The following is a 23,294-nucleotide window of genomic DNA, read 5'->3' as shown; positions in this document are numbered from 1 at the left end:
AAGGGATAATGGTGCGGTCGAGAAGACTCGAACTTCCACGGCCTTTCGGCCACAACGACCTCAACGTTGCGCGTCTACCAGTTCCGCCACGACCGCACATCATGATGGTCCGGACGCATCCGGTACCAGGTAGGAGCGGGCGCCTAGCAAAGCTTTCCGGGCGATGCAAGCGAGCTTGGCCGCATTTCTTCATTGCATGCGCGAAGGCGCGAAAGGCGCGGCTCTGGCCGCTGTCACCAAAGCGACCCCGAAGAGTCTCCATACTGTCATCGCTCTACCGTCAGAGCGTCATCGAATCACCCTAGTGGCGGCGACACCGGGGGCGCGGGGCCAATCCCTTGCCCGTCTGCCGGTGGCTTTTTCATCAGGGGCGCCCGTCCGGCGGGCGTGCACCGGGAACGGAGATTTTCATGGCGGCTTTCGCACGCGTTCGTTTGGTCATGCTCAGCGGCGTGGCCTGTTCCATTCTGGCGGCCTGCGGGGCCGACGGCGTCGCATCGCCTGGTGAAGGCGTGATCGTCATTCCGACGCCGACCCCCACCCCGACGCCGACCCCCACGCCGACCCCGACCCCGACCGGCGTCACCCCCGCCGCGAATTGCCCGACCATCCCGGGCAGCGACCAGCTCAGCGATCTCGGTACCATTTCGGGTCCCGAGGGCACGTGGCGCAATTGCGGCTTCCCGTCGCGCTTCAACGCGTCGACCGCCATTCCGAAGGTCGCGGGCGTCGTCTATTCGCTGCCCGGCCGCGTCGACGTCGGCACCGACCAGGGCGCCGCGAGCACGAACAATGTCGTGACGCTGACGATCGACCCGGGCGTCATCGTCTTCGGTTCGACCGGCGTCTCCTATCTCGCGGTCAACCGCGGCAACCGCATCGACGCGGTCGGCACCGCGACCCAGCCGATCATTTTCACCGGCCGCGGCAACATCGTCGGCACGGCGACCGACAACACCTCGCAGCTCTGGGGCGGGATCATCCTGCTCGGCCGCGCGCCGGTCACCGACTGTCTCGCGCCGGGCGCCGCCGAAGGCACCGTCGCGTGCGAACGCGATACCGAAGGCACGTCGAACGCGCTCTACGGCGGCGCCCAGCCGGCGGATAATTCGGGGCGCCTGTCCTATGTCCAGATCCGCTATTCGGGCTTCATCCTCAGCGCCGACAAGGAACTGCAGGGCCTGACCCCGTCGGGCGTCGGCTCGGGCACCCAGTTCGACCATATCCAGATCCACAACAGCTCGGACGACGGCATGGAAGTCTTCGGCGGCCGTCCGAACTTCAAATATATGGTCGTGACCGGCGCCGAGGACGACAGCTTCGACACCGACGTCGGCTACAAGGGCAATATCCAGTACGCGATCGCGGTGCAGCGGGCCGGCGGTTCGGTCGGCGACTCGATGATGGAAATCGACTCGGACGGCAACGAGAATGCGGTGCCGCGCCAGAATGTGACGATCTCCAACTTCACCTTCATCCATCGCAACGCCGCGGCGAGCAACGCCGCCGCGATCCGCATCCGCGGCGGTGCCGACTATACGTTCGTCAACGGCCTGATCACCTCGGATACGTCGTGCATCCGCATCGACAGCACCTCGACGACGCAGACGACGGGCGCCGACGAGCAGGGGCCGCCGAAGTTCTTCTCGGTCTCGGTGAAGTGCGGCAGCCGTCCCTTCCGCGGCGGCGGCAGCCCGGCGGTCACCGATACCGAGGTGCAGACGATCTTCACCGCGGGCACGAACAACCGCTTCGATTATGCGCCCAGCCTGACCGGTACCTTCATCAACGGCGCGACCGAGTCTGGCTTCTCCGCCTTCGATGCCAAGACGCTGAACAGCTTCTTCGACACCACCGCCTATGTCGGCGCGGTCCGCGACGCCAGCGACACCTGGTATCAGGGCTGGACCTGCAATTCGGCGACCGCGAGCTTCGGCGCCAGCAGCGGCAGCTGCGCCAGCCTGCCGACCACCTGATCGCCCGCGATCCATTCGGGGAGCGGGCGCGCCCGAGGGCGGCCCGCTCCCTTCCTTGCATAGTCTCAGGGACATTCAACATGACCAAGCGGCCGATCTTCGCCAGCCTGCTCCTTCTCAGCTCCGCTCTCGTCGCGCCCGCGGCGCTGGCCCAGGACGCCGCCGCCGAGCCGGCGTCCCCGGCCGCCGACGAACCCGCGCCGCAGGAAGACGAGCAGGGCGACGTCTCGATCCCGGGCGGCAGCGGCCAGGAGATCGTCGTCACCGGCCGCTTCACCCCCAATGTCGTGCGCGCGACGCCCGAGGTGGTCTCGGTGCTGTCGTCGGCCGACATCGCCCGCACCGGCGAAGGCGACATCTCGGGCTCGCTCCAGCGCGTCACCGGCCTCAGCGTGGTCGGCGGCGGCTTCGTCTATGTCCGCGGTCTCGGCGACCGCTATTCGCTCGCGCTTCTGAACGGTTCTCCGCTGCCCAGCCCCGAACCGCTGAAGCGCGTGGTTCCGCTCGACATCTTTCCCTCGAACGTCATCGATTCGACGCTGGTCCAGAAAAGCTATTCGGTGAATTTCCCGGGCGAATTCGGCGGCGGCGTGATCAACCTCACGACCAAGGCGAGCCCGCGCGAGACCTTCCTCACCGTGTCGGGCGGGATCGGCTGGGACAGCGAGACGACGAACCAGCTCGGCTACACCTATTATGGCAGCGACACCGACTGGACCGGCTTCGACGACGGCACGCGCGACATTCCGCACTCGCTCGCCGCCGCGCTCGCCAGCGGCAAGCCGATCCTCGAGGGCGCCGATTTCAGCGACGACGATCTCGAAGCGATCGCGATGGATCTCGTCAACGCGCCGACGACGCTGCTCCAGCAGAATAATCATATCCCGGTGAACTGGTCGGCCGGCCTCACCGGCGGCACGACGATCGCGCTGCCCGACGGCGAGCTCGGCATCATCGCGACCGCGGGGATCAGCAACAAGTGGCGGACGCGCGACACGCTGCAGCAGACGTCGGTCAACGCCGACCTGTCGGGCGATCCGCAGACGAGCTATAACCGCGTCGTCACCGACAACCGCGTCGTGGTGAACGGCCTGCTCGGTTTCGGGCTCGAACTCGGCGACCAGAAGATCCGCTGGACCAGCCTCTATATCCGCGACACGCTGAAACAGGCACGGCTCGCGCTCGGCACCGACCGCAACCAGTCCGACCGCGACATCATGAAGCAGGATACGGCCTGGTACGAACGCCAGCTCATCAACACGCAGCTGGTGGGCGAATTCAAGTTCGACCGGCTGAGCGTCGACCTGCGCGGCGGCTACGCCAATTCGCAGCGCGAGGCGCCCTATGAGCGCAGCTTCACCTATGTCCGCACCAATCTTCCCGTCGAGCAGGACCCGACCGGCGACAAGTTCGTCAACGACCTCGGTGGCAACAAGGGCGACGCGACGATCGCCTTTTCGGACCTCAACGAGGATCTGTGGTCGGGCGGCGTCGACCTCTCCTACGAACTCGCGCCACAGCTCACCGCGACGGTCGGCTACGCCTATAGCGACACGCACCGCGTCTCGTCGCGCCGCTCGTTCCAGTACCGCGCTTCGAACCTGCCGGTCGCGGTGCAGCAGCTGCGCCCCGACTATCTCCTCTCCGACGCGACCATCCAGCTCTACGACATCACGCTGCTCGAAACCTCGGCGCAGGACGGCACCGCGGCGTTCGACGCCAACCTTACCACCCACGCGGGCTATGCCCAGCTCCAGGCCGAACTGATGGCGGGGCTGAATGTCAACGCCGGCGTGCGCTACGAGGACGCGAAGCAGACGGTCGCTCCGATCGACCTGTTCAACAGCGGTTCGTCGGCGATCGTCCCGACCAACCTCAAGAACGACTATTGGCTGCCCGCGATCACCCTGACCTGGGAAGTCGCGCCCGACATGCAGCTTCGCCTGAACGGGTCGAAGACGATCGCGCGCCCGCAGTTCCGCGAACTGGTCGCGCAGGTCTATCAGGATCCCGAATCGAACCGCCTGTTCCGCGGCAACCCCTCGCTGACCGACAGCACCCTGTGGAATGCCGAGGCGCGCTACGAATGGTATTTCGACCGCGACCAGCGCTTCTCGGCGGCCGCCTTCTACAAGTCGATCGACAATCCGATCGAGGCCTATACCTCGATCTCCGATTCCTCGGTGAACACCAGCTATGCGAACGCCCCCAAGGCGACGCTCTATGGCGCCGAGTTCGAGCTGCAGAAATATATCCCGCTCGATACCATGTCGGATGCGGCCTTCTGGCAGAGCCGCCGCCTCGTGCTGATCGGCAACTACACCTATACCAAGTCGGACATTCAGGTCCGCGACGGCGACACCACCACGATCAACGGCGTGGTGCACGATGCGGGCGATTATTTCTTCGACGGCTCGCCGCTCACCGGCCAGTCGGACCATCTGGTCAACGTCCAAATCGGGCTCGAGGACACCGACCGGCTGTCGCAGCAGACCCTGCTCCTCACCTATGCCAGCCCGCGCGTCACCAGCCGCGGCCCTTCGGGGCAGCCCGACCTCCTCGAAAAGCCGGGCATCTCGCTCGATTTCGTCGCGCGTCAGGGATTGCAGCTGATGGGCAAGGAGATCGAACTGAAGTTCGAGGCGCGCAATCTGACCGGCCGCAGCTACAAGGAAGTGCAGGAAGCGGGCGACAATCGCATCTACTTCAACCGCTACAAGCTGGGACGCAGCTTCTCGCTGAGCGCGTCGGTGAAGTTCTGACGCCTTTTAGCCCCTCCCCTTCAGGGGAAGGGTTGGGGTGGGGTGCATCGGCCTTGCGCAAGGCCGATGCACCCCACCCGCTGCGACTAGCGAACAAGTTCGCAAGTCTCGCTGCCCTCCCCTGAAGGGGAGGGCGAAGAGGTGTCACCGCCAGACTCGCCCCTCTGACAAAAAACTGTAATCTTCCTGTCAACCGATTGTCACCAATCGCCCCTAGGCGATTCGCGAGACGGCCACTTTTTGGGGGACAGGAACATCCTATGGCGACGCTGATGCCCGGATCGGCCGTTCGGCTGCCGCGTGCGCTGCCCGCCTGGCTGCGTCCCCGCTCGCGGTCGGCGCGCGATCTGGGACCGCGGCTCATCCTCGCGCTGATTGGCGCGCTGCTCGTCTGGCAGTGCGTGCGCCTGCTCTGGACCCTCATCGTTCCGCTGTCGCCGCTCGGCGCGTGGCAGCCGCAGACCGCGGTCATTGCTTCACCCGCCGAACGCCGCGCGCTGTTCGCCGGCTTCGACCCCTTCTTCCGCACGGGCGCGCAGGGTCCCGCGAGCGCGACGGTCACCTCGCTCGGCCTCACCCTCTACGGCATCAACCTCAACGAGGCGACGGGCGGTGGGTCGGCGATCATCGCGGGCGAGGACGGGGTGCAGGCGAGCTACGCCGTCGGCGACGAGATTGCTCCGGGGGTCCGGCTCGCCGGGGTCGCGTTCGACCATGTCACGCTCGATCGCGGCGGTGCGCAGGAAAGCCTGTTCCTCGACCAGAGCGGCGACGCGCCGGTCGCCAATCCGGCGGCCCCGCTGCCCGCGCCGACCCCCGAGCCGGGCTCGGCAAGCGCCCCGAACGCGGGCGGCGAACTGTCGCCCGCGGCGCTGAAAGCCGGGGTCGGCTTCGCGCCGCGCACCGAAAACGGCCGGGTGACCGGGCTCGTCGTCCAGCCGCAGGGCGACGGGGCGACCTTCCGCGCCGCCGGCCTGCGTCCCGGCGATGTGATTCGCTCGGTCAACGGACGCCCGATCGGTTCGGCGGGCGACGCCGCCGGGCTCGCGGGCCAGTTCACCCCCGGCGCGCGCCTCTCGCTCGAGGTCGAGCGCGGTGCCAACGTCGTCCCCGTCGCGATCTTCCTTTCAAAGTCATAGGGTTTATGCGTCTCAAACTGTCCTTGATGCTCGCCGCCGCGCTGGTTTCCGCCACGCCGGCACCGGTGTTCGCCCAATATACGCTGAACGTCCGCGACGCCGACATTCGCGCCTTCATCCAGGATGCGGCGCGGATCACCGGGCGCACCTTCGTCATCGACGGGCGCGTCAACGGCAAGGTATCGGTCGTCACCGACCGGCCGCTGTCGCGAAGCGAGTATTTCGAGATTTTCCTCGCGACGCTGCGCTCGAACGGGCTCGTCGCTGTGCCGGGGCCGAACGGCAGCTACCGCATCCAGCCGATCGACGGCGCGGCGTCGCAGCCCGGCCGCATCGGCAGCGCGCGCGCGGCGCAGAACCAGTTCGTGACCGAGATCATCCGCCTTCGGCATATCGACGCGGTGGCGGCGGTCGAAACGCTGCGCCCGCTCGTCAGCCCGCAGGGCTCGCTGACCGCCAACCGCAACGCCAACAGCCTGGTCGTCGCCGACTTCGCCGATAATATCCGCCGCATCCGCACGCTCGCGGCGAGCATCGACCGCGACAGCTCGACCAGCCAGATCGTGACGCTAAAGAACGCCGGCGCGCGCGAGATCGCCGCCGCGCTGCAGGCGCTCGTTCCCGCCGCGGGCGAGGGGGCGCAGGCGCCGGTCGCGATCGTGCCGATCGACAGCAGCAACGCAATCGCGCTCCGGGGCGACCAGGCGCTCGTCGCGCGCTTCGTCGCGATGGCGAACGACCTCGACCAGAAGGCGGCGGGCGGTACCGAATTGCGCGTCTACTGGCTCGAACATGCCAATGCCGAAACCTTGCTTCCGACCTTGCAGCAGCTCGTCGGCGGCGGCAGCGATCCGGCGCAGAAAGCCGGCCTGTCCCCGGCTTCGTCGTCCTCTTCCGACGGCAGCGCGGCGGCGCCCGCTGCCGCCCCGGCGGCGACGACGCCCGTTTCGACCAGCGGCTCGGGCGGCAGCATCGCGACGCGCGGGCCCGCGATCATCACCCGCTACGAAGGCGCCAATGCGATCATCGTCGCCGCCAACGCCGATGTGCAGCGCCAGCTTGGCGAACTGATCCGCCAGCTCGACACGCGGCGCCCGCAGGTGCTGGTCGAGGCGATCGTGGTCGAGATCGGCGACGATGCCGCGAAGAAGCTCGGCGTCCAGTTCCTGCTCGGCGGCAAGAACATCCCCTTCGCCGCGACGAGCTACGGCAACGCCTCGCCCAACATATTGACGCTCGGCGGCGCCTATGCCGCGCACCAGCTCTCGCAGGAAACGACGACGGTCAACGGCGACACGGTCGTGACCCAGCAGAACAGTTCGCTCGGCAACAGCCTGCAGGAGGCCGCCGCGGCGTCGCTGCTGTCGGCGACCGGCGGCTTCGCGGGCTTCGCGGGCGACATCGGCAAGAACACCGTGTTCGGCGCGATCATCAACGCGGTGAAATCCGACACCACGTCGAACCTGCTCGCCACCCCGCATATCGTGACGCTCGACAACCAGCAGGCGAAATTCCTCGTCGGGCAGGAGGTGCCGATCACCACCGGCGAAGCGCTGTCCGACAATTTCGACAACGCCTTCCGTACCGTCCAGCGCGAGGAGGTCGGCATCAAGCTCGAGGTCACGCCGCAGGTCAACGGCGCGGGCGAGGTCAAGATGTTCATCCGGCAGGAGGTGTCGAGCGTCGCCGGCCCGGTGTCGTCGCGCAACAGCGACCTCATCCTCAACAAGCGCTCGTTCGAGACGGTGCTGACCGTCGACGACGGCGAGATGTTCGCGATCGGCGGGCTGCTCAACGACGACGAGCGCCGCACGATCGAGCGTATTCCGCTCTTGAGCGACATTCCGCTGATCGGCGAACTGTTCAAGTCGCGGAGCCGCAGCCGCGCCAAGACCAATCTGATGGTCTTCATCCGCCCGACGATCCTCCGCAATCGCGAGGACAATGCCGCGCTCACCGCGCGCCGCTATGGCTATATCCGCGACTTCCAGGCCCAGCGGAACCCCGACCGGGAGCCCGCGATCGACGCGCTGGTGCGCGACTATCTGGGCACCGTGCCGCCGGCGCCGAGCGCGCCGACCGCCGCCGACGTCACCATAGCCCCCGCGCCGCCCGTGCCGGTCGACATCCCGCCCTCGACCGCAGCCGATGGAGAACAGCCGTGAGCGACGGCGATCCGGCCGCGCAGCCGCCCGCGGCGCCGGTCGACATTCCCTATGGTTTCGCGCGCGCGCACGGCGTCGTGATCGCGCCCGACGGCGCCCCGGACAACATGGGCCGCTGGCTCGCGACCCTGCGCGAGGGCAGTGACGCCGCGGTGCTGATCGAGGTCAAGCGCCACCTCGCGCAGCCGCTGCGCGTCGTGAGCGCCAACGCCGCCGATTTCGACCGGCTGCTTTCCGACCATTATGCCGTTGACGCGACGAGCGCGATGGCGGGGTCGCTCGATGGCGGCGACCTCGACCTCAGCCTGCCGAGCGCCGAGGATCTGCTCGACAGCGCCGACGACGCCCCCGCGATCCGCCTGATCAACGCGATCATCGCCGAAGCCGTCCGCCAGGGCGTCAGCGACATCCATATCGAGCCCTATGAAAGCGGGCTGGTCGTGCGGATGCGCACCGACGGCGTGCTGCGCGAGCATCTGCGCATGCCGCCCCACGTGGCGCCCGTCGTCGTCAGCCGCATCAAGGTGATGGCGCGGCTCGACATCGCCGAGCGCCGCGTGCCGCAGGACGGGCGCATCGCGCTGACGCTGGCGGGGAAAGCGATCGACGTCCGCGTCTCGACGCTGCCCAGCCGCGCGGGCGAGCGCGTCGTGATGCGCATCCTCGACAAGGATACGGCGGGGATCGACTTCGACGTGCTCGGCCTGTCGGGCGAGGCCGACCGCATCCTGCGCGAGGCGCTCGCCGAGCCCAACGGCATCATCCTCGTCACCGGCCCGACCGGGTCGGGCAAGACGACGACGCTCTATGCCGCGCTGAAGCAGCTCAACGACGGCCAGCGCAATATCCTGACCGTCGAGGATCCGGTCGAATATGCGGTCGACGGCGTCGGCCAGACGCAGGTCAACGCGAAGGTCGGGCTCGATTTCGCCGCGGGGCTGCGCGCGATTCTGCGGCAGGACCCCGACGTGGTGATGGTCGGCGAAATCCGCGACCGCGAGACCGCCGACATCGCGGTGCAGGCGTCGCTGACCGGCCACCTCGTGCTGTCGACCGTCCACACCAACGATGCGGTGGGCGCGATCACGCGCCTCAAGGATCTGAAGGTCGAGCCATTTCTTCTCGCCTCGACGCTCCGCGCGGTCATCGCGCAGCGCCTCGTGCGCAAGCTCTGCGACCATTGCCGCGAGCCGGTGCAGGCCGACAACAGCATCGCGGCGATGCTCGGGCTCGATATCGGCACCGTCATCTGGCGCCCCAAGGGCTGCGATCAGTGCGGCCACACGGGCTTCAAGGGCCGCATCGGCGTGTTCGAGGCGATCAAGGTCGACGAGACCGTCCGCCGCTACATCTACGCCGGCGGTGACGAGGCGATGATCGCCAAGCATGCTTTCCTGAAGGCGCCGACGCTCGCCAGTGCGGCGCGCGCGATGGTCGCCAAGGGGCTGACGACGCCCGAGGAGGCGATCCGCGTCGCGCGGCGCGAGGATGTCGATGCCTGACTTTCGCTATGTGGCGATCGACCGCCAGGGGCGCGAGCGCAAGGGGCGGTTGACCGCGGCCAACGACGACGCCGCGCGCGCCGACCTCATCCGGCGGCATCTCCACATCGTCGCGGTCGAACCCGCGGGGTCGCGCGCCTCGGCGGGGCGCTCGCTGCTCGCCTTTCGCCGGAATCGGTTGTCCGCCAAGGAACTCGCGCTCTTCACCCGCCAGCTCGCGACGCTTGCGGAGGTCGCGCCGCTCGAGGAGGCGCTAAGGACGCTCACCCGCCAGAGCGAGGCGGAAAGCGCGCGGCTCGTCATCGGTGACGTCCACGCTGGCCTCCTCGAAGGCCGCCGCCTCGCCGATGCGATGGCGCGGCAGGCGCCGAGCTTTCCGCCGCTCTATCGCGCGATGGTCGCGGCGGGCGAGACGACGGGCAGCCTGACGGTCATCCTCGCGCGCCTCGCCGACCTGCTCGAACGCCAGGCCGAAGTGCGCGGCAAGCTGGTCGCGGCACTCGCCTATCCGCTGGTGCTCGCGGTCGTCGCGATCGGCGTCGTCGCGGCGCTGATGATCTTCGTCGTCCCGCGCGTCGTCGAACAGTTCACCGACGTCGGGCAGCAACTTCCCTTCCTGACCCGCGCCGTCATCGCGCTGTCGAGCTTCGCGGCGAACTGGTGGTGGCTGATCGCGCTGCTGATCGCCGCCGCCGCCTTCGGCTGGGTCAGCGCGATGCGGCGCCCGGCGTTCAAGGCGCGCGTCGACGCGCGGCTGCTGCGGCTGCCGCTGATCGGGCGGCTGCTCCGCGATCTCTATGCCGCGCGCTTCGCGCGGACGCTGTCGACGATGGTGTCGAGCCGCCTGCCGCTGGTCGAGGGGCTGCGCCTGACCGTCCCGACGATCCGCAATGCCGCGCTCGCCGGGGCGACCGCGGGGCTTGTCGACCAGGTGCGCGCCGGGGGCAGCCTGTCGGCCGCGCTGCGCGACGCCGGGGTGTTTCCGCCGCTCCTCGTCTACATGACCGCGAGCGGCGAGAGCGCGGGGCGGCTGGAGCAGATGCTCGAGCGCGCGGCGGACTATCTGGAGCGCGAGTTCGACCGCTTCACCGCGGCCTCGATGGCCTTACTCGAACCTGTCATAATTGTCGTTATGGGGTCGTGCGTCGCGCTGATCATCCTCGCCATCCTCTTGCCCATCCTCCAGTTGCAGAACCTTGCAGGACTATGAAAATGTCGCTGATGAAGCTAATCTTTCGCCTGATGCTCGACATCTCGCGCCCCGCCGCTCCGCGCCGCCGCCGCAAGGGCGAGCGCGGCTTCACCCTGACCGAGCTGATGGTCGTCATCTTCATCATCGGGCTGCTCGCGACGGTGGTGATGATCAACGTGCTGCCGAGCCAGGACCGCGCGATGGTCACCAAGGCGAAGGCCGATATCGCGACGCTCGAAAACGCGCTCGAGCAATATCGGCTCGACAATCTGACCTATCCCGCGTCGACCGACGGGCTGAACGCGCTCGTCACCGCGCCGCCGTCGCTCGCCCAGCCCGAACGCTATCGCCGCGGCGGTTATATCAAGAAGCTGCCCGCGGATCCGTGGGGCCGCCCCTATAATTATCAGGCGCCGGGGCCGAACGGCGCGGCCTTCGACGTCTGGTCGCTGGGCGCCGACGGCGCGCCCGGTGGGGCCGATGACAATGCGGACATCCACGGTGGAGACCGCTAGGGCCGGACGGCCCGGTGACGGCAAGCCGCGCGCGAACGGCTTCACGCTGGTCGAACTGATGGTCGTGCTCTCGATCCTCGCGCTCGCGGCCGCTGCGGTCGTGCTCACCATTCCGGGCGAGGAACGTGACGTGCGGGGCGAGGCCGACCGGCTCGCCGCGCGCCTTGCCGCCGCGCGCGACGTCGCGGTGATCGAGGGGCGCAGCGTCGCGGTCAATCTGGCGCCGTCGGGCTATGGTTTCGAGCGGCGGGTGAGCGGCGCGTGGCAGCCGCTCCCCGGCCGCGCCTTCGAACAGCGGAACTGGCCGGGCGGGCTGCGATTCATCGCAGCCAGCGGCGAGGGCGTGACGCGCATCCTCTTCGACCGCGTCGGCACCAGCCCGACGCCGCAGGCGGTCGTGCTGACGGGCGGCGACGCGCGCGAGGTCGTGCGCGTCTCGGCGGCGGGGGAGGTCAGCCGTGGTCCGTGACGTCCCGGCGGGCGAAGGCGGCTTCACCCTGCTCGAAATGCTCGTTGCGCTGAGCATCATCAGCATCGCGGCGCTGACGCTGGTGCGGCTCGACGCCTATGCGGTGCGCACCGCGGGCGATCTCGACGAAAGCACGATGGCGGGCATCGTCGCGCAGAACCGCGCGGTCGAGCTTTGGACCGACCCCGCGCCGCCGACGATCGGCGCGAGCACCAGCCGCGTCGCGAACGGCGGCCGCAACTGGCGGGTCGACCAGCGCGTCGCGAAGACCGCCGACGACAGCCTGCTGCGCATCGACCTCGCCGTGCGGCCCGAACGCGGGCGCGGGCAGGCGGTGCTGACGATCATCCGGCCGTCGCGATGAGGCATCGTCTGCTACCATTCCCGTGTTCCCCGGCGAAAGCCGGGGTCCAGGGCGCTGCAAAGCGACGGTCCGCGCGGCCTCTGGAGGCCTCGGCTTCCGCCGGGGCGCGCTGCTCTGACGGGCAGCGCGGTTTCACGCTCGTCGAAATGCTCGTGGCGCTGTCGATCTTCGCGGCGATCGCGGCGATGGGCGTCGGCCTTTTGCGCAGCAGCGTCGACACGCAGGATGCGGTGCAGGGGCGATTGAAGGCGATGGGCGGGATCAACCGGCTGCGCGCGGTGATGGCGAACGATTTGGCGCAGGCGCTGCCGCGCGCGACGCGCGGCCCCTCGGGCGAGGAGGTGCCCGCCTTCGTCGGGTCGGCGACCGGCTTCGCCTTCGTGCACGGCGGCGCGAGCGCGCTCGATGCGGGGCCGCGCCCCGCGGTCGAGCGCGTCGGCTATGCGCTCGTCGGCGGTGAGTGGCGCCGCGCGACGCAGCCGATGCTGGACGGCACCGCGCTCGGCGACGGCGACCGGCTGGCGGGCGAGGTGACCGGCGCCGCGATCCGCTATCGCGACGAGGCCGGCAACTGGAGCGAGACGTGGAATTCTGGGCTTGCCGATCGCCTGCCGCGCGCGCTCGAGCTGCGGCTGACGCGCACCGGCCGCGCGCCGCTGGTCCTCCTCTTCCTCACCGCGCCGACCCCGCCTCCGCCCCCCGGCGTCGAGGTTCCGGCACCATGACGCGCGGATCCCAGGAACGCGGCGCGGCGCTGCTCAGCGTGCTGCTGCTCGTCGCGGTGATGGCGGTGATCGCGGCGACCGCGCTCGACCGGCTGACGCTCGCGACGCGGATCGCGGGCAGCGCCGCCGCGGTCGACCAGGGCCGCGCCTACAGTTTCGCCGCCGAACAGATCGCGCTGCGCCGCGTTGCCGATCTCGTCGCCCGCGACCCCGCCAAGCTGACGCTCGCGGGCGACTGGTTGGGGCGCGATTTCGTTCTGCCGCTGCCGGGCGGGCAGGGGACGGCGCGGCTCACCGATGCGAACAATTGCTTCAATCTCAACAGTCTGGTCATCGAGGCGGCACCCGGCCGGCTCAGCCAGCGCGCGGTGACTGTTCGCCAGTTCGCCGAGCTGATGGCGCTGCTCGGCGTGGGTCGCGGCGAGGCGGAATCGATCGCGGGCGCGACCGCCGACTGGATCGACAGCGACAGCAACGAAGGTCCGCTGGGCGCAGAGGACGGCGTCTATCGCGGGTTGGAGGCGAGTTATCTGCCCGCCAACCGCATGATGGCCGACGTCAGCGAATGGCGCGCGGTGCGCGGCGTGACCTCCAAAATCTATGCGCGGCTGAAACCGTGGATCTGTGCCTTGCCCGTCGCCGATCCGGTGAAGCTCAACGTCAATACGCTCGCTCCCGAACAGGCGCCGTTGATCGCGATGCTGATGCCCGGCGAAATCGGCCTCGCCGACGCGCGGGCGGCGCTGGCCGCGCGGCCCGCCGGCGGCTATGGCAGCAGCGTGCGATTCTGGCAGACGCGCGCGCTCGAACGGTTCGAGCCGCCGAACGGGGTCGACGAACAGGCGGGCGTGACCAGCCGGTGGCTCGCGCTGACGACGCATGTGACGATGGGGGACGGGGATTTGACGGCACAATCTCTCATCGATGCCTGGGGCGGCGCACTGGCGGCCGGAGCCGCGCCCCCGGCGATCGTGCGCCGCGACTGGGGCGAAAGCGATTGAGATGACGTCGACGCTGATTCTCTGGTTGCCGCCGCTCGCGGCGCTCGATGCCGCTTCGGCGGCGACCGACGTCGCGTGGTTGCGAATCGACGACGGCCTCGTCGTTGATTCGGGACAGGACGACGGCTGGGTCGACGCGTGGGAGCACCCGCGCGATGAGGCGAACGGCGACCATCGGCTGATCGCGCTTGCTCCGGCCGCCGACGTTCCGGTCCGCTGGCATCATTTCCCCGACGCCGCGCCGGCGCAGGCGGCGGCGGCGGCGCGGATCGAGGCGCTGAAACACTGTCTCGGCGATCCCGCGGACCTCCACATCGCCGCGGGGCAACCCGCGACCGCGGGGCAGGCGGTGCCGGTCGCGGTGACGACGCACGCGGCGATGAGGATATGGACCGAATGGCTGCAGGAGCGTGGTCTCGACCCCGCGGCAATCGTGCCGGCGGGCGCCATGGTGCCGCCGCCCGAGCCCGACACGCTGTGGACCGCTGCGGTGGGGCGCGAGCAGATCGTCCGCACCGACGACCGCGCTTATGTCTCCGACCCCCAACTCGATACGCTGATCGCCGCCGGACGCACCATCGTGCCGCTCGATGCCGAACGGATGCGCGAGGCGCTGCTGCTGTCGCTCGCCGCGCCGCCGCTCGACCTGCTCAGTGGCGCGTGGAAGCCGAAGCGGCGCTGGGCGGTCGATCCCGCACAGGTCCTGTGGGGAAAGCGGCTGCTGCTCGCGCTCGTCGCGGTCAGCCTCGCCATCCCGATCGTCCACGCGATCCGCCTCGGTTCCGACACGCAGCGCGCCGACGCGGCGGTTGTCGCGATGGCGAAGAAGGCGGGCGTTGCCGCTCCCGACGCCGAGGCGGCGGAAGCCGAGCTCGACCGGCGTCTCGCGGCGGCGGGTGGCGGGCCGCTCGCCTTTTCGGTGCCCGCGTCGGCGCTCTACGACGCGATGCAGGATACGCCGGGGGTGACGCTGAAGACGCTGTCGCACCGTACCGACGGCACGCTGACGACGTCGCTGGCGGCGCCGCGCGTCGAGGACCTCAACCGGGTGCTGCTCGCGCTCCAGACGCGCGGCTACCGCGTCACCGCGCAGCCGATGGCGGGTGCCGACGGGCAGCAGATGGCGAATATCACGATCCGGGCGGTGCCATGATGGAACGGGTGCAAAGCTGGTGGACGGGACTGTCGCTGCGCGAGCGCTGGCTGGTCGGCATCGCGGGCGCGCTGGCGCTTGGCGTGCTCCTGTGGGCGCTCGGGCGTCCGGCCTATGCCGCCTTCGCCGATCTGGAGGGTGATCACCGCGCCGCGATCGAGCGCGAGGGGCGCGTCGCCGCCAAGGTCGCCCTGCTCGCGCGGCGCCCCGCGAAATCGGTCGCCACGGCGGTCGACGCGGTGGCGATCGACCAATATCTCGCGCAGTCGGCGGGCGAGATCGGGCTGACGCTCGACCGTAACGAGGCGCGCGGCGCGGCGCAGGCGACCATCGCGATCGCGACGGCCAAGGCGCCGGTGCTGACCGACTGGCTCGCTTCGCTCGAGACGCAGGGCTTCGTCGTCGACCAGCTCACCATCACGCCGGCCGCCGACGGCACGGTCGGCATGACCGCCGAACTCAGAAAGGGCGGCCAATGACGCGCGGCACGAAGCGCTGGATCATCGCCGCGGCGCTGTTCGCGCTGCTGCTGATCGCCGCGACCTTTCCGATGCGGCTCGCGCTCGCCCTGTCGGGCGCGTCCGATGCCGGGTTCAGCGCGCGCGCGGTGCGCGGATCGGTCTGGTCGTCCGAACTCGTCGACGCGCGGCTGGGCGCCTTGCCGCTCGGCACGCTCGACGCCAGCCTGTCGCCGCTCGCGCTGCTGAGCGGGCGAACCGAACTCGCCTTCGAGCGCGGCGACGAGCGGCTCGGCGCGCTCGCGGGGCGGCTGCACGGCAGCGATCCCCGCGGCCTTTCGGAGGTCAATGGCGTGACCAGCCTGTCGGGCGGCCTCGGCATGATCCCGGTCGACACCTTGCGGTTCGAGGGCGCGACAGTCCGCTTCGATGCGGCGGGGAAATGCGCCGAAGCGGGCGGGCGGTTGCAACTGTCGGTCGCGGCGCCGATCGCGGGGCTCGACCTGTCGCGCGGCCTGTCGGGCCCGCTGTCCTGCGCGAAGGGGCGGGCGCAGGCGGCGCTCGCCAGCCAATCGGGAATGGAGCGGCTGATCCTCTCGTTCGACGGCAGCGGCGCTTGGCGGGCCGAGTTCGCGATCAACGTCGACGACGACCCCGCGATGGCGGCGGCGCTCGTCGCGCTCGGCTTCCGGGCCGGACAGGGCGGCTTCCGGCTCGCGACCAGCGGCCGCTTCTAGGACATGCCTTCTTTCTTCCGTTCGCGTCGAGCGAAGTCGAGACGCCATGCTGGATCGAGGGGCGTCTCGACTTCGCTCGACGCGAACGGGGTAGGATAGGGCGTGGAAGCGGGTCCCGCGTTCCTGAATGCGCTCCCGATCGGCGCGGGGATCGCCCTCGCGGCGCTGATCGGCGCGATTCTCGGCAGCTTCATCGCGACACTCGTGCTGCGCTGGCCCGCCGGGCGCTCGGTTGCGGGGCGGTCGCGCTGCGACGTCTGCGACGCGCCGCTCGGCGCGCGCGATCTCGTGCCGCTGCTGTCGGCGCTCTGGCTACGCGGCCGCTGCCGCCGGTGCGATGCGCCGATCGATCCCTTTCACGGGCGCGTCGAGCTCGCGTCCGCGCTCATCGGTGCGCTCGCGTTAGCTGTAATACCGGGCACTTCGGGTTGGCTCTGGGCGCTGTTCGGCTGGCTGCTGCTCCCGCTCGCGCTGCTCGATGCGCGCCATATGTGGCTGCCCGATCGGCTCAATGGGCTGCTCGCGGTTGTCGGGCTGGCGTTAGCAGGTCCGTTGCTCGGCACCGCGCTGCTCGACCGCTGGATCGGTGCGCTCGCTGGCGGGGTGATTCTCGCGCTCGTCGCCTGGGGCTGGCGCCGCGCGCGCGGGCACGATGGCATGGGCGGCGGCGACCCCAAGCTCGTTGCCGCGATCGGCGCCTGGCTCGGCTGGCAGCCGCTGCCGCTGCTGCTGCTGCTCGCAAGCCTCGGCGGGGTCGGCTGGGCGCTTCTCACCCAAGGAAAAGGGGACCCGCCGCTGGCATCGCGGCGGGTCCCTTTCGGTGTTTTCCTGTGCGCCGCAGCCTTCGCGGCGGTGCCGCTCTGGCCGTGGCTCGCGGCGCTTACTGCCCGATGACGACCGTCACCGCACGGCGGTTCTTCGCCCAGGCGGCTTCGTTCGAACCGAGCTCGGCCGGACGTTCCTTGCCATAGCTGATGACCTGGATGCGGCTCGGGTCGATCCCGAGCGAGGCGAGGTAGTTCTTCGCGGCATTGGCGCGGCGCTCGCCGAGCGCGAGGTTGTAGTCGCGGGTGCCGCGTTCATCCGCATGACCCTCCAGCGTGACGCGGACGGCGGGGTTGCGTTGCAGCCATTGCGCCTGGCTCTGCAGCGTCGCCTGGTCCTCCGCATCGACGTTATACTGGTCGTAATCGAAGAACACGCGGTCCGACGAGACGTTGGCGACGAAGTCCTGCTGCGATCCGGGGATCACGGCGTTGCCGATGCCGCTGTCGGCGGAACCGGTGTCGGTGCCTTCGGGCGCCGGGGGCAGGACTTCGGGCGCCTTTTTCGAGCAGGCGCCGACTGCCAGCATGGTGATGGCCGCGATCATGGCGGTGGTTTTGCGTATCGTCATGGTATCGGTCCTTCTGTTGTTGTGCATTTGATCCCGCACGAGGCGAGGTTAACTTAGGTTGAAGTGATTACGGAACCCCTTTTGAACCCTAGGGGGGCGCTTTGGTTCCGCCGCGTCAGGGCCGGATCGGGCCCCAGCTCGGGTCCGATCCGTCGCGCGGGGTCGGCAGGCGGCGCAGGTTCACGCCGGTCAGGTCAACCTGCCAGATGCTCGACTTGCCGTCGCGCCCCGCCGTGGTGCGGAAGAACTGGATCACGCGGCCGTTCGGCGCCCAGGTCGGCGCCTCGTCCTGCCAGCTGTTGGTCAGCATGCGGACGCCGCCGCCCGAGGGCGTCATCACGCCGATGCGGAACTCGCCGCCGCCCATGCGGGTGAAAGCGATCAGGTCGCCGCGCGGCGACCATTCGGGGGTGGCGTAGCGCCCGCCGCCGAAGCTGATCCGCTGCTGGCCCGATCCGTCGATGTTCATCGTATAGAGCTGCTGGCTGCCCGACCGGTCGCTTTCGAACACGATCTTCCTGCCGTCGGGCGAGAAGCTGCCGCCGACGTCGATGCCGGGCGTGTTGGTCAGCCGTACCGGCGTCCCGCCCTCGGCCGAGATGCGATAGATGTCGGTGTTGCCGCCGACCGCCATCGAAAAGAGGATCTGGCGGCCATCGGGCGACCAGCGCGGCGCGAAGGTCGCGTTGCGGCTTTCGGTCACCAGCTTCTGCGACCCCGTATCGACATTGTAGATGAAGACGCGGACGCGATCAGCCAGATAGCTGACATAGACGATCTTCTTGTAATCGGGCGAGAAGCGCGGGCTCAGCGCGAGCGCCTGGCCGTTGGTGATGAATTTGTGGTTGCCGCCGTCCGAATCCATGATCGCGAGCTGCTTGGTGCGGTTCCCCTTGGGTCCGCTCTCGGCGATATAGGCGATGCGGCTGTCGAAGAAGGGCGATTCGCCCGACAGGCGCGAATAGATGGCGTCGGCGCATTTGTGCGCGGCGCGGCGCCAGTCGCCCGGCTGGATCTCGAAACCCTGGCGCACCAGCTCGCTGCCGAGCGCGGTATCGTAAAGATAGCAGCCGACGATCAGCCCGCCGGTGCCGCTGGTCCGCACGAAGCCGTGGACGACATTCTCGGCATTGCGCGCCTTCCAGTCGGCGAAGCGCGGCGCGGTGACCTCGGGCATGGTGATCGCGCGGACACTGGCAGGGCCGAGCGGCGCGTAAAGCCCGCTGCGCTCGAGGTCGGCGGCGATCACCTCGGCGATCTGGCGGCCGAGGTTGTCGGTGCGAAGCCCCGCGACGGTCGCGACCGCGGGGGTCGCGAGCGCGGGAACCGCGATGACGGTGCGGTCCTGCGAGAGCTGGCCCTCGATCGTCTCGCGGGGTTCGGTCTGGGTGACCGCAGGCGGTGTCGGCGCCGCGGGGGCGGCCGTTTCCTGCGCGAAAACCGGCGCGGCGGTCAGCAGCAGCGCGAGCGAAAGGCTGAGTGGGCGGAGGGTCATCTCTCTTACCTCTTGATGAAATCGAGCGTGTAATTCTGCCAGAAATCATAATTTTCGGCTGGCAGATCGAAGGGGGCGGCGAGTTCGACCGCGCGTTTTGCGCATTCCTGGTGGCGCTTGATCTGGAACGTGTTGCTGTCGTTCTCGCCGGTGGTGGTGACGCTCGTGAAGCCCGCGAGCGCGCCCGACCGGGTCAGGCGGAATTTCACCACCGTCTTGAGCTGGTCGACATCGATGCCCGAAACGCGGCAGCTGTTCCAGCGCGGCCCCACCGCCGCCTTGATGCTGACGTCGATCGAGCGTTTGACCTCGGCGGCGGTCGCCGCCGCCGGGGCGCCCTTGCTCGACGACTGCTTGGGCTGTGATCGCGACAGGCCCTCGGCGATGCCGTCGAGCCGGCCGGTCGGCCGCGTCGGTTTGTCCTTGGGCTTCGGCGTCGCCTTGGGCGAGGGTTTGGGCTGTGCTTTCTGCGCCGGTTGCTGCTTCTTGGGGGGGGCGGGCTTGGGGCGTGTCACCTGCCTCGGCGATGGAGCCGGCGTCGGCGCCGCCACCGGTTCGGGGAGCGGCGGCGTGGGGACGGGCTCGGGCGCCGCTATGTCGGTCGCATATTCCTCGCCCAGCCGCGCCGCGGGCGGCAGATCGCTGATCTCGGGAGCGGTCGAGGTCGCGGCGGTCTCGGCGATCAGGTCGACCTCCATCGGCGGGTTGTCGAAGCGCCGGTCGCCGGCGGTCCATTGCACCGAGAGCAGGCCGATGACGAGGACGTGCAGCGCCACCGCGATGGCGACGCCGTTCCTTTCCATGCCCCTTGATGCCCGTTGTTCGGCCATTTTCCCAGCCTATTGCCCGGTTTCTGAACCCGTCGTGACCAAGGCGATGCGCGAGAGGCCGGCGCGGTTAAGCTCGCCCATCACCTGCATCACCCGGCCGTAGTCGAGTCCCTTGTCGGCGCGCAGCATGATCTGGCGTGGCCGGTCCTGGCCCGCATCCGCCTGCGCGATTGCCGAGAGCCGCGCGGGCAGTTCGGCCTCGCTGACCGGATCCTCGCCGATATAGATGGTGTCGTCGCCGCCGATCGAGAGCTGAACCGGCTCGCGCTCCTCGGTGTCGAGCGGCTTGGCGCGGCTGTCGGGCAGGTCGATCGGCACCGCGGCGGTGAGCAGCGGCGCGGTGATCATGAAGATGATCAGCAGCACCAGCATCACGTCGACGAGCGGGGTGACGTTGATCTCCGACATCGGCGTGCGCCGCCCGCCGCGCCCGCGGCGTCCGCCGCCGCCGCCGGATGGTCCGCTCATCGCCATCAGGCTTCGACCTCCAGTTCGCGGCTGAAGGTCGCGTGCAGCCCGTCGGCAAAGCGGCCGAGCCGCGATTCGAGGCGGTTCAGCCGCTGCGAGAAGGCATTGTAGGCGATCACCGCGGGGATGGCGGCGAACAGGCCGATCGCGGTCGCAAAGAGGGCCTCGGCGATGCCCGGGGCGACCACCGCGAGGCTGCTGTTATTCTCCGCCGCGATCGCGGTGAAGCTGCGCATGATGCCCCAGACGGTGCCAAACAGGCCGACGAAGGGGGCGACCGCGCCGATCGTCGCCAGCGTGCCGATCTTCTCCGCGAGGCGGTCGACTTCGCCTGCGATCGCGCTGTTCATAGCGATGCCCAGCCGTTCGCGGGTGCCTTCGCGGTCGACCGTCTTGCCGGCGGTCGAGCGGCGCCATTCGGAAATGCCTGCGGCCAGCACCTTGGCGCTCGGCAGTTCCTCGCGGCCGTTCTCGTCATAGAATTTGTCGATATTGCCCGCGCGCCAGAAATCGCGCTCGAACCGCTCCGACGCACGCATCAGCTTGCCGACGCCGCGACCGTGGGTGAAGATGGTGGCCCAGACATAGACCGACGCGGCGAGCAGGCCGATCATCACGGCCTTGACGATGACATCGGCCTGCAGGAAGAGCGCGACGGGGGACAGGGTCGCCGCGTCGGCGGCCAGCTTGATATTGTCTAGCAAGGGATGCTCTCTCCATTCATGATCGCGGTGAAACGGCTGGCCCAGCCCGCCGGCTGGCGCCGCGGCCGGCCTTCGGGCGACAGAAAGGCCGCCGTGACGCGGCCGTCCGTCAGCATTTCGCCCGATAACGTATGATGACCGCGAAGGATGCGCTGGGCGATGACGACGCTCGCGCCGCGCACCGCCTCGACGGTGCTGACGACCAGCAGGTCGTCGTCGAGCTTCGCGGGCCTCAGATATTTGATCGCGAGATCGGTCACCGCCCAGGCGCCGTCGCCCGCCTCCATCGCCGCACGCTGGTCGATGCCGGCGAGCCGCAGCATGTCCGACCGCGCACGCTCCATATAGCGCAGATAATTGGCGTGATAGACGATGCCGCTGAGGTCGGTGTCCTCGAAATAGACGCGCGTCCGGTAATGATGCGCGGCCCCCACGAAAGCGCCGGGGACGAAGGGGGGAGGGACGTCAGCCATTGCTCAGACCGATAGCCGGTGCACGACTCGTCGCAAACCCCCCTTTCACCATTCGTCGCAGGCCAGCGGCATTTGGCGGAAGGAGCGGCGGTTTTCCGGCCTATTTTCCCTGGTCGAACAGCCCGTCCTGCGTGCCGGCCGGCGGATTGAGCCCGAGATGCTTCCACGCGCTCGCGTTGAGCATCCGCCCGCGCGCGGTGCGAGCGATCAGGCCGATCTGGAGCAGATAGGGCTCGATCACGTCCTCGATCGTGTCGCGCGGCTCCGAAAGCCCCGCTGCCAGCGTCTCGACCCCGACCGGACCACCGCGATAAATGTCGGCGATCATTGTGAGGTAACGCCGGTCCATCGCGTCGAGCCCGAGCGCGTCGACTTCGAGCCGGTTGAGCGCGGCATCGGCGGCTTTCGCATCGACCACCGCCGCACCCGCCACCGTCGCGAAATCGCGTACGCGGCGCAGCAGCCGCCCGGCGATGCGCGGCGTTCCGCGCGAGCGTTTGGCGATTTCGAGCGCGCCGTCGGGCGCGATGCCGAGGCCCAGCAGCCGCGCTGCGCGGCCGATCACCTGTTCGAGCTCGGCATGGGTATAGAAATTGAGCCGCACCGGAATGCCGAAGCGGTCGCGCAGCGGCGTCGTCAGCAGGCCCTGCCGCGTCGTCGCCCCGACGAGCGTGAATTTGGGCAGGTCGATCCGCACGCTGCGCGCCGACGGCCCCTCGCCGATCATGATGTCGAGCGCGCGGTCCTCCATCGCCGGATAGAGAATTTCCTCGACCGCGGGCGCGAGCCGGTGGATCTCGTCGATGAACAGGACGTCGCCGTCCTCGAGATTGGTGAGCAATGCCGCGAGGTCGCCCGCCTTCGCGATCACCGGCCCCGAGGTCGAGCGGAAGCCGACGCCAAGCTCGCGCGCGACGATCTGCGCCAGCGTCGTCTTGCCGAGCCCCGGCGGGCCGAAGAAGAGCACATGGTCGAGCGCGTCCGACCGGGTTTTCGCCGCCTCGATGAAGATACGCAGATTCTCGCGCGCCGCCGCCTGCCCGACGAATTCGGCGAGCGACTTGGGACGCAGCGCCGCGTCGGCGTCCTCGGGGGTGCGCAGGGGGGTGGTGATCGAGTCGGTCATTGGAAGGTGCAACGCTCAGCTTGATAATTCCATGCGCCACCCCCGTCGAGGCATGTGTCGATGCGGGAATAGGTCAGAAACTCGGGGCCGAAATGACCGATCACCATGAAGAAAATGGCAAAGGCGATATACCCCGCGATCCGTTTCAGTTTCATTTGCTGCATGTCCGCGCACCGCTGGGCCTTGGACCCTGAAACAAGTTCAGGGTGACGAAGAAAAAAGGCGATATCACAAACCTCGTCATGCTGAACTTGTTTCAGCATCCATGGCCCGGCCGATCGGTCCGGCGCCGATTTCGAAGGCCAGATCGCGCCACTCGGGATTGCCGGTCTCGATGAGATTGATCTTCCATTGGCGATGCCAGCGTTTCAATTGCTTTTCGCGGGAAATGGCTTCGTGCATCGTGTCGAACAGTTCGAAGTGGACCAGCCGGTGGGTCCGGTATCTTGCCGCAAAGCCTTTCGTGATTCCGCTGCGGTGCTGCCACATGCGCTGAACGAGATTCGATGTGACGCCGATATACAGGGTGCCATTGAGGTAGCTGGCGAGAATGTAGATGCAGGGTTGAAAGACATCGCGCATGACCGCTCGCTCAGGGTCGTGGATGCTGAAACAAGTTCAGCATGACGAGGAAGAGGGGGCGG

24 protein-coding genes and 1 tRNA gene are annotated in these 23,294 nt (G+C 68.8%); 15 read left to right on the top strand and 10 right to left on the bottom strand.

Annotated features, from left to right (window positions below):
- Nucleotides 1-9: 9 nt before the first annotated feature.
- Nucleotides 10-96 (bottom strand) — tRNA-Leu (locus tag CD928_RS13890).
- Between the two features lie 314 nt (nucleotides 97-410).
- Here CD928_RS13890 and CD928_RS13885 point away from each other — a divergent pair.
- The 15 genes from CD928_RS13885 to CD928_RS13810 all read left to right on the top strand — a co-directional run bounded on the left by CD928_RS13885 (nucleotide 411) and on the right by CD928_RS13810 (nucleotide 17,052).
- Nucleotides 411-1,976, top strand: coding sequence for a hypothetical protein (locus tag CD928_RS13885; protein WP_095387694.1), 1,566 nt, complete (start codon nucleotides 411-413; stop codon nucleotides 1,974-1,976).
- Between the two features lie 80 nt (nucleotides 1,977-2,056).
- Nucleotides 2,057-4,738: a TonB-dependent receptor gene (locus tag CD928_RS13880; RefSeq protein WP_095387693.1), complete on the top strand. Its 2,682-nt coding sequence runs from the start codon at nucleotides 2,057-2,059 to the stop codon at nucleotides 4,736-4,738.
- A gap of 260 nt (nucleotides 4,739-4,998) precedes the next feature.
- Nucleotides 4,999-5,877 carry a type II secretion system protein N gene (locus tag CD928_RS13870; RefSeq protein ID WP_095387691.1) on the top strand — a complete coding sequence of 293 codons (879 nt, stop codon included), beginning with the start codon at nucleotides 4,999-5,001 and terminating at the stop codon, nucleotides 5,875-5,877.
- Between the two features lie 5 nt (nucleotides 5,878-5,882).
- The gene (gene gspD, locus CD928_RS13865; RefSeq protein WP_095387690.1) at nucleotides 5,883-8,042 is read left to right on the top strand and encodes a type II secretion system secretin GspD; all 2,160 of its coding nucleotides are present in this window, start codon (nucleotides 5,883-5,885) and stop codon (nucleotides 8,040-8,042) included.
- Nucleotides 8,039-9,544 carry a GspE/PulE family protein gene (locus CD928_RS13860; RefSeq protein WP_095387689.1) on the top strand — a complete coding sequence of 502 codons (1,506 nt, stop codon included), beginning with the start codon at nucleotides 8,039-8,041 and terminating at the stop codon, nucleotides 9,542-9,544. The genes gspD and CD928_RS13860 overlap by 4 nt, the downstream gene beginning before the upstream one ends.
- Nucleotides 9,537-10,754: a type II secretion system inner membrane protein GspF gene (gspF, locus tag CD928_RS13855; protein WP_095388065.1), complete on the top strand. Its 1,218-nt coding sequence runs from the start codon at nucleotides 9,537-9,539 to the stop codon at nucleotides 10,752-10,754. Before CD928_RS13860 ends, gspF begins: the two co-directional genes overlap by 8 nt.
- Before the next feature lie 11 nt (nucleotides 10,755-10,765).
- Nucleotides 10,766-11,251 carry a type II secretion system major pseudopilin GspG gene (gene gspG / locus CD928_RS13850; RefSeq protein WP_255247205.1) on the top strand — a complete coding sequence of 162 codons (486 nt, stop codon included), beginning with the start codon at nucleotides 10,766-10,768 and terminating at the stop codon, nucleotides 11,249-11,251.
- Complete coding sequence (locus tag CD928_RS13845) at nucleotides 11,238-11,720, top strand: GspH/FimT family pseudopilin (protein ID WP_255247171.1); 483 nt, start codon at nucleotides 11,238-11,240, stop codon at nucleotides 11,718-11,720. The genes gspG and CD928_RS13845 overlap by 14 nt, the downstream gene beginning before the upstream one ends.
- Nucleotides 11,710-12,084, top strand: a complete 375-nt coding sequence (gene gspI, locus CD928_RS13840) for a type II secretion system minor pseudopilin GspI (RefSeq protein ID WP_255247170.1) — start codon at nucleotides 11,710-11,712, stop codon at nucleotides 12,082-12,084. Before CD928_RS13845 ends, gspI begins: the two co-directional genes overlap by 11 nt.
- Nucleotides 12,085-12,164: 80 nt before the next feature.
- Nucleotides 12,165-12,809, top strand: a complete 645-nt coding sequence (locus tag CD928_RS13835) for a GspJ family type II secretion system protein (RefSeq protein ID WP_255247204.1) — start codon at nucleotides 12,165-12,167, stop codon at nucleotides 12,807-12,809.
- Complete coding sequence (gspK, locus tag CD928_RS13830; RefSeq protein ID WP_095387686.1) at nucleotides 12,806-13,810, top strand: type II secretion system minor pseudopilin GspK; 1,005 nt, start codon at nucleotides 12,806-12,808, stop codon at nucleotides 13,808-13,810. Before CD928_RS13835 ends, gspK begins: the two co-directional genes overlap by 4 nt.
- A gap of 1 nt (nucleotide 13,811) precedes the next feature.
- Nucleotides 13,812-14,963: a type II secretion system protein GspL gene (gspL, locus tag CD928_RS13825; protein WP_095387685.1), complete on the top strand. Its 1,152-nt coding sequence runs from the start codon at nucleotides 13,812-13,814 to the stop codon at nucleotides 14,961-14,963.
- Complete coding sequence (gspM, locus tag CD928_RS13820; RefSeq protein ID WP_095387684.1) at nucleotides 14,960-15,442, top strand: type II secretion system protein GspM; 483 nt, start codon at nucleotides 14,960-14,962, stop codon at nucleotides 15,440-15,442. Before gspL ends, gspM begins: the two co-directional genes overlap by 4 nt.
- Nucleotides 15,439-16,158, top strand: a complete 720-nt coding sequence (gspN, locus tag CD928_RS13815; protein WP_095387683.1) for a type II secretion system protein N — start codon at nucleotides 15,439-15,441, stop codon at nucleotides 16,156-16,158. Before gspM ends, gspN begins: the two co-directional genes overlap by 4 nt.
- A 102-nt stretch (nucleotides 16,159-16,260) precedes the next feature.
- Entirely contained in the window at nucleotides 16,261-17,052 is a 792-nt protein-coding gene (locus CD928_RS13810) for an A24 family peptidase (RefSeq protein WP_176473584.1), read from the top strand.
- On the opposite strand, the gene pal is transcribed toward CD928_RS13810, so the two are convergent.
- The 9 genes from pal to CD928_RS13770 all read right to left on the bottom strand — a co-directional run bounded on the left by pal (nucleotide 17,039) and on the right by CD928_RS13770 (nucleotide 23,232).
- Nucleotides 17,039-17,554 carry a peptidoglycan-associated lipoprotein Pal gene (pal, locus tag CD928_RS13805; RefSeq protein WP_176473583.1) on the bottom strand — a complete coding sequence of 172 codons (516 nt, stop codon included), beginning with the start codon at nucleotides 17,552-17,554 and terminating at the stop codon, nucleotides 17,039-17,041. The genes CD928_RS13810 and pal overlap by 14 nt on opposite strands.
- Before the next feature lie 115 nt (nucleotides 17,555-17,669).
- Complete coding sequence (tolB, locus tag CD928_RS13800) at nucleotides 17,670-19,049, bottom strand: Tol-Pal system beta propeller repeat protein TolB (protein ID WP_095387682.1); 1,380 nt, start codon at nucleotides 19,047-19,049, stop codon at nucleotides 17,670-17,672.
- A 5-nt stretch (nucleotides 19,050-19,054) separates the two neighbouring features.
- Nucleotides 19,055-19,852 carry a hypothetical protein gene (locus CD928_RS13795; protein WP_255247169.1) on the bottom strand — a complete coding sequence of 266 codons (798 nt, stop codon included), beginning with the start codon at nucleotides 19,850-19,852 and terminating at the stop codon, nucleotides 19,055-19,057.
- A gap of 36 nt (nucleotides 19,853-19,888) precedes the next feature.
- On the bottom strand, nucleotides 19,889-20,353 hold the full coding sequence (gene tolR, locus CD928_RS13790; protein WP_095387680.1) for a protein TolR: 465 nt from the start codon (nucleotides 20,351-20,353) through the stop codon (nucleotides 19,889-19,891).
- A complete protein-coding gene (tolQ, locus tag CD928_RS13785) occupies nucleotides 20,353-21,051 on the bottom strand; it encodes a protein TolQ (RefSeq protein WP_095387679.1) in 699 nt (232 codons plus the stop codon). The genes tolR and tolQ overlap by 1 nt, the downstream gene beginning before the upstream one ends.
- The gene (locus CD928_RS13780) at nucleotides 21,045-21,524 is read right to left on the bottom strand and encodes a YbgC/FadM family acyl-CoA thioesterase (RefSeq protein WP_095387678.1); all 480 of its coding nucleotides are present in this window, start codon (nucleotides 21,522-21,524) and stop codon (nucleotides 21,045-21,047) included. Before CD928_RS13780 ends, tolQ begins: the two co-directional genes overlap by 7 nt.
- A gap of 100 nt (nucleotides 21,525-21,624) precedes the next feature.
- The gene (gene ruvB, locus CD928_RS13775; RefSeq protein WP_095387677.1) at nucleotides 21,625-22,650 is read right to left on the bottom strand and encodes a Holliday junction branch migration DNA helicase RuvB; all 1,026 of its coding nucleotides are present in this window, start codon (nucleotides 22,648-22,650) and stop codon (nucleotides 21,625-21,627) included.
- Entirely contained in the window at nucleotides 22,647-22,913 is a 267-nt protein-coding gene (locus CD928_RS23050; RefSeq protein ID WP_141237156.1) for a hypothetical protein, read from the bottom strand. The genes ruvB and CD928_RS23050 overlap by 4 nt, the downstream gene beginning before the upstream one ends.
- On the bottom strand, nucleotides 22,891-23,232 hold the full coding sequence (locus tag CD928_RS13770) for a GIY-YIG nuclease family protein (RefSeq protein ID WP_095387676.1): 342 nt from the start codon (nucleotides 23,230-23,232) through the stop codon (nucleotides 22,891-22,893). The genes CD928_RS23050 and CD928_RS13770 overlap by 23 nt, the downstream gene beginning before the upstream one ends.
- Nucleotides 23,233-23,294 lie beyond the last annotated feature (62 nt).

The organism is Sphingopyxis sp. GW247-27LB (assembly GCF_002277025.1).
Taxonomy (GTDB): Bacteria; Pseudomonadota; Alphaproteobacteria; order Sphingomonadales; family Sphingomonadaceae; genus Sphingopyxis.
This window is presented reverse-complemented; position numbering and strand designations above follow the sequence as displayed.

Bases quoted from the DNA above. Each gene is read 5' to 3' on its own strand.
- gspG (WP_255247205.1), top strand. From the start codon at position 10,766: ATGAAGCTAATCTTTCGCCTGATGCTCGACATCTCGCGCCCCGCCGCT.
- gspM (WP_095387684.1), top strand. From the start codon at position 14,960: ATGATGGAACGGGTGCAAAGCTGGTGGACGGGACTGTCGCTGCGCGAG.
- gspF (WP_095388065.1), top strand. From the start codon at position 9,537: ATGCCTGACTTTCGCTATGTGGCGATCGACCGCCAGGGGCGCGAGCGC.
- gspN (WP_095387683.1), top strand. From the start codon at position 15,439: ATGACGCGCGGCACGAAGCGCTGGATCATCGCCGCGGCGCTGTTCGCG.
- ruvB (WP_095387677.1), bottom strand. From the start codon at position 22,650: ATGACCGACTCGATCACCACCCCCCTGCGCACCCCCGAGGACGCCGAC.
- CD928_RS13770 (WP_095387676.1), bottom strand. From the start codon at position 23,232: ATGCGCGATGTCTTTCAACCCTGCATCTACATTCTCGCCAGCTACCTC.
- gspD (WP_095387690.1), top strand. From the start codon at position 5,883: ATGCGTCTCAAACTGTCCTTGATGCTCGCCGCCGCGCTGGTTTCCGCC.
- CD928_RS23050 (WP_141237156.1), bottom strand. From the start codon at position 22,913: ATGCTGAAACAAGTTCAGCATGACGAGGTTTGTGATATCGCCTTTTTT.
- CD928_RS13880 (WP_095387693.1), top strand. From the start codon at position 2,057: ATGACCAAGCGGCCGATCTTCGCCAGCCTGCTCCTTCTCAGCTCCGCT.
- tolR (WP_095387680.1), bottom strand. From the start codon at position 20,353: ATGGCGATGAGCGGACCATCCGGCGGCGGCGGCGGACGCCGCGGGCGC.
- pal (WP_176473583.1), bottom strand. From the start codon at position 17,554: ATGACGATACGCAAAACCACCGCCATGATCGCGGCCATCACCATGCTG.
- CD928_RS13870 (WP_095387691.1), top strand. From the start codon at position 4,999: ATGGCGACGCTGATGCCCGGATCGGCCGTTCGGCTGCCGCGTGCGCTG.
- CD928_RS13885 (WP_095387694.1), top strand. From the start codon at position 411: ATGGCGGCTTTCGCACGCGTTCGTTTGGTCATGCTCAGCGGCGTGGCC.
- gspL (WP_095387685.1), top strand. From the start codon at position 13,812: ATGACGTCGACGCTGATTCTCTGGTTGCCGCCGCTCGCGGCGCTCGAT.
- CD928_RS13795 (WP_255247169.1), bottom strand. From the start codon at position 19,852: ATGGAAAGGAACGGCGTCGCCATCGCGGTGGCGCTGCACGTCCTCGTC.
- gspK (WP_095387686.1), top strand. From the start codon at position 12,806: ATGACGCGCGGATCCCAGGAACGCGGCGCGGCGCTGCTCAGCGTGCTG.
- CD928_RS13780 (WP_095387678.1), bottom strand. From the start codon at position 21,524: ATGGCTGACGTCCCTCCCCCCTTCGTCCCCGGCGCTTTCGTGGGGGCC.
- tolB (WP_095387682.1), bottom strand. From the start codon at position 19,049: ATGACCCTCCGCCCACTCAGCCTTTCGCTCGCGCTGCTGCTGACCGCC.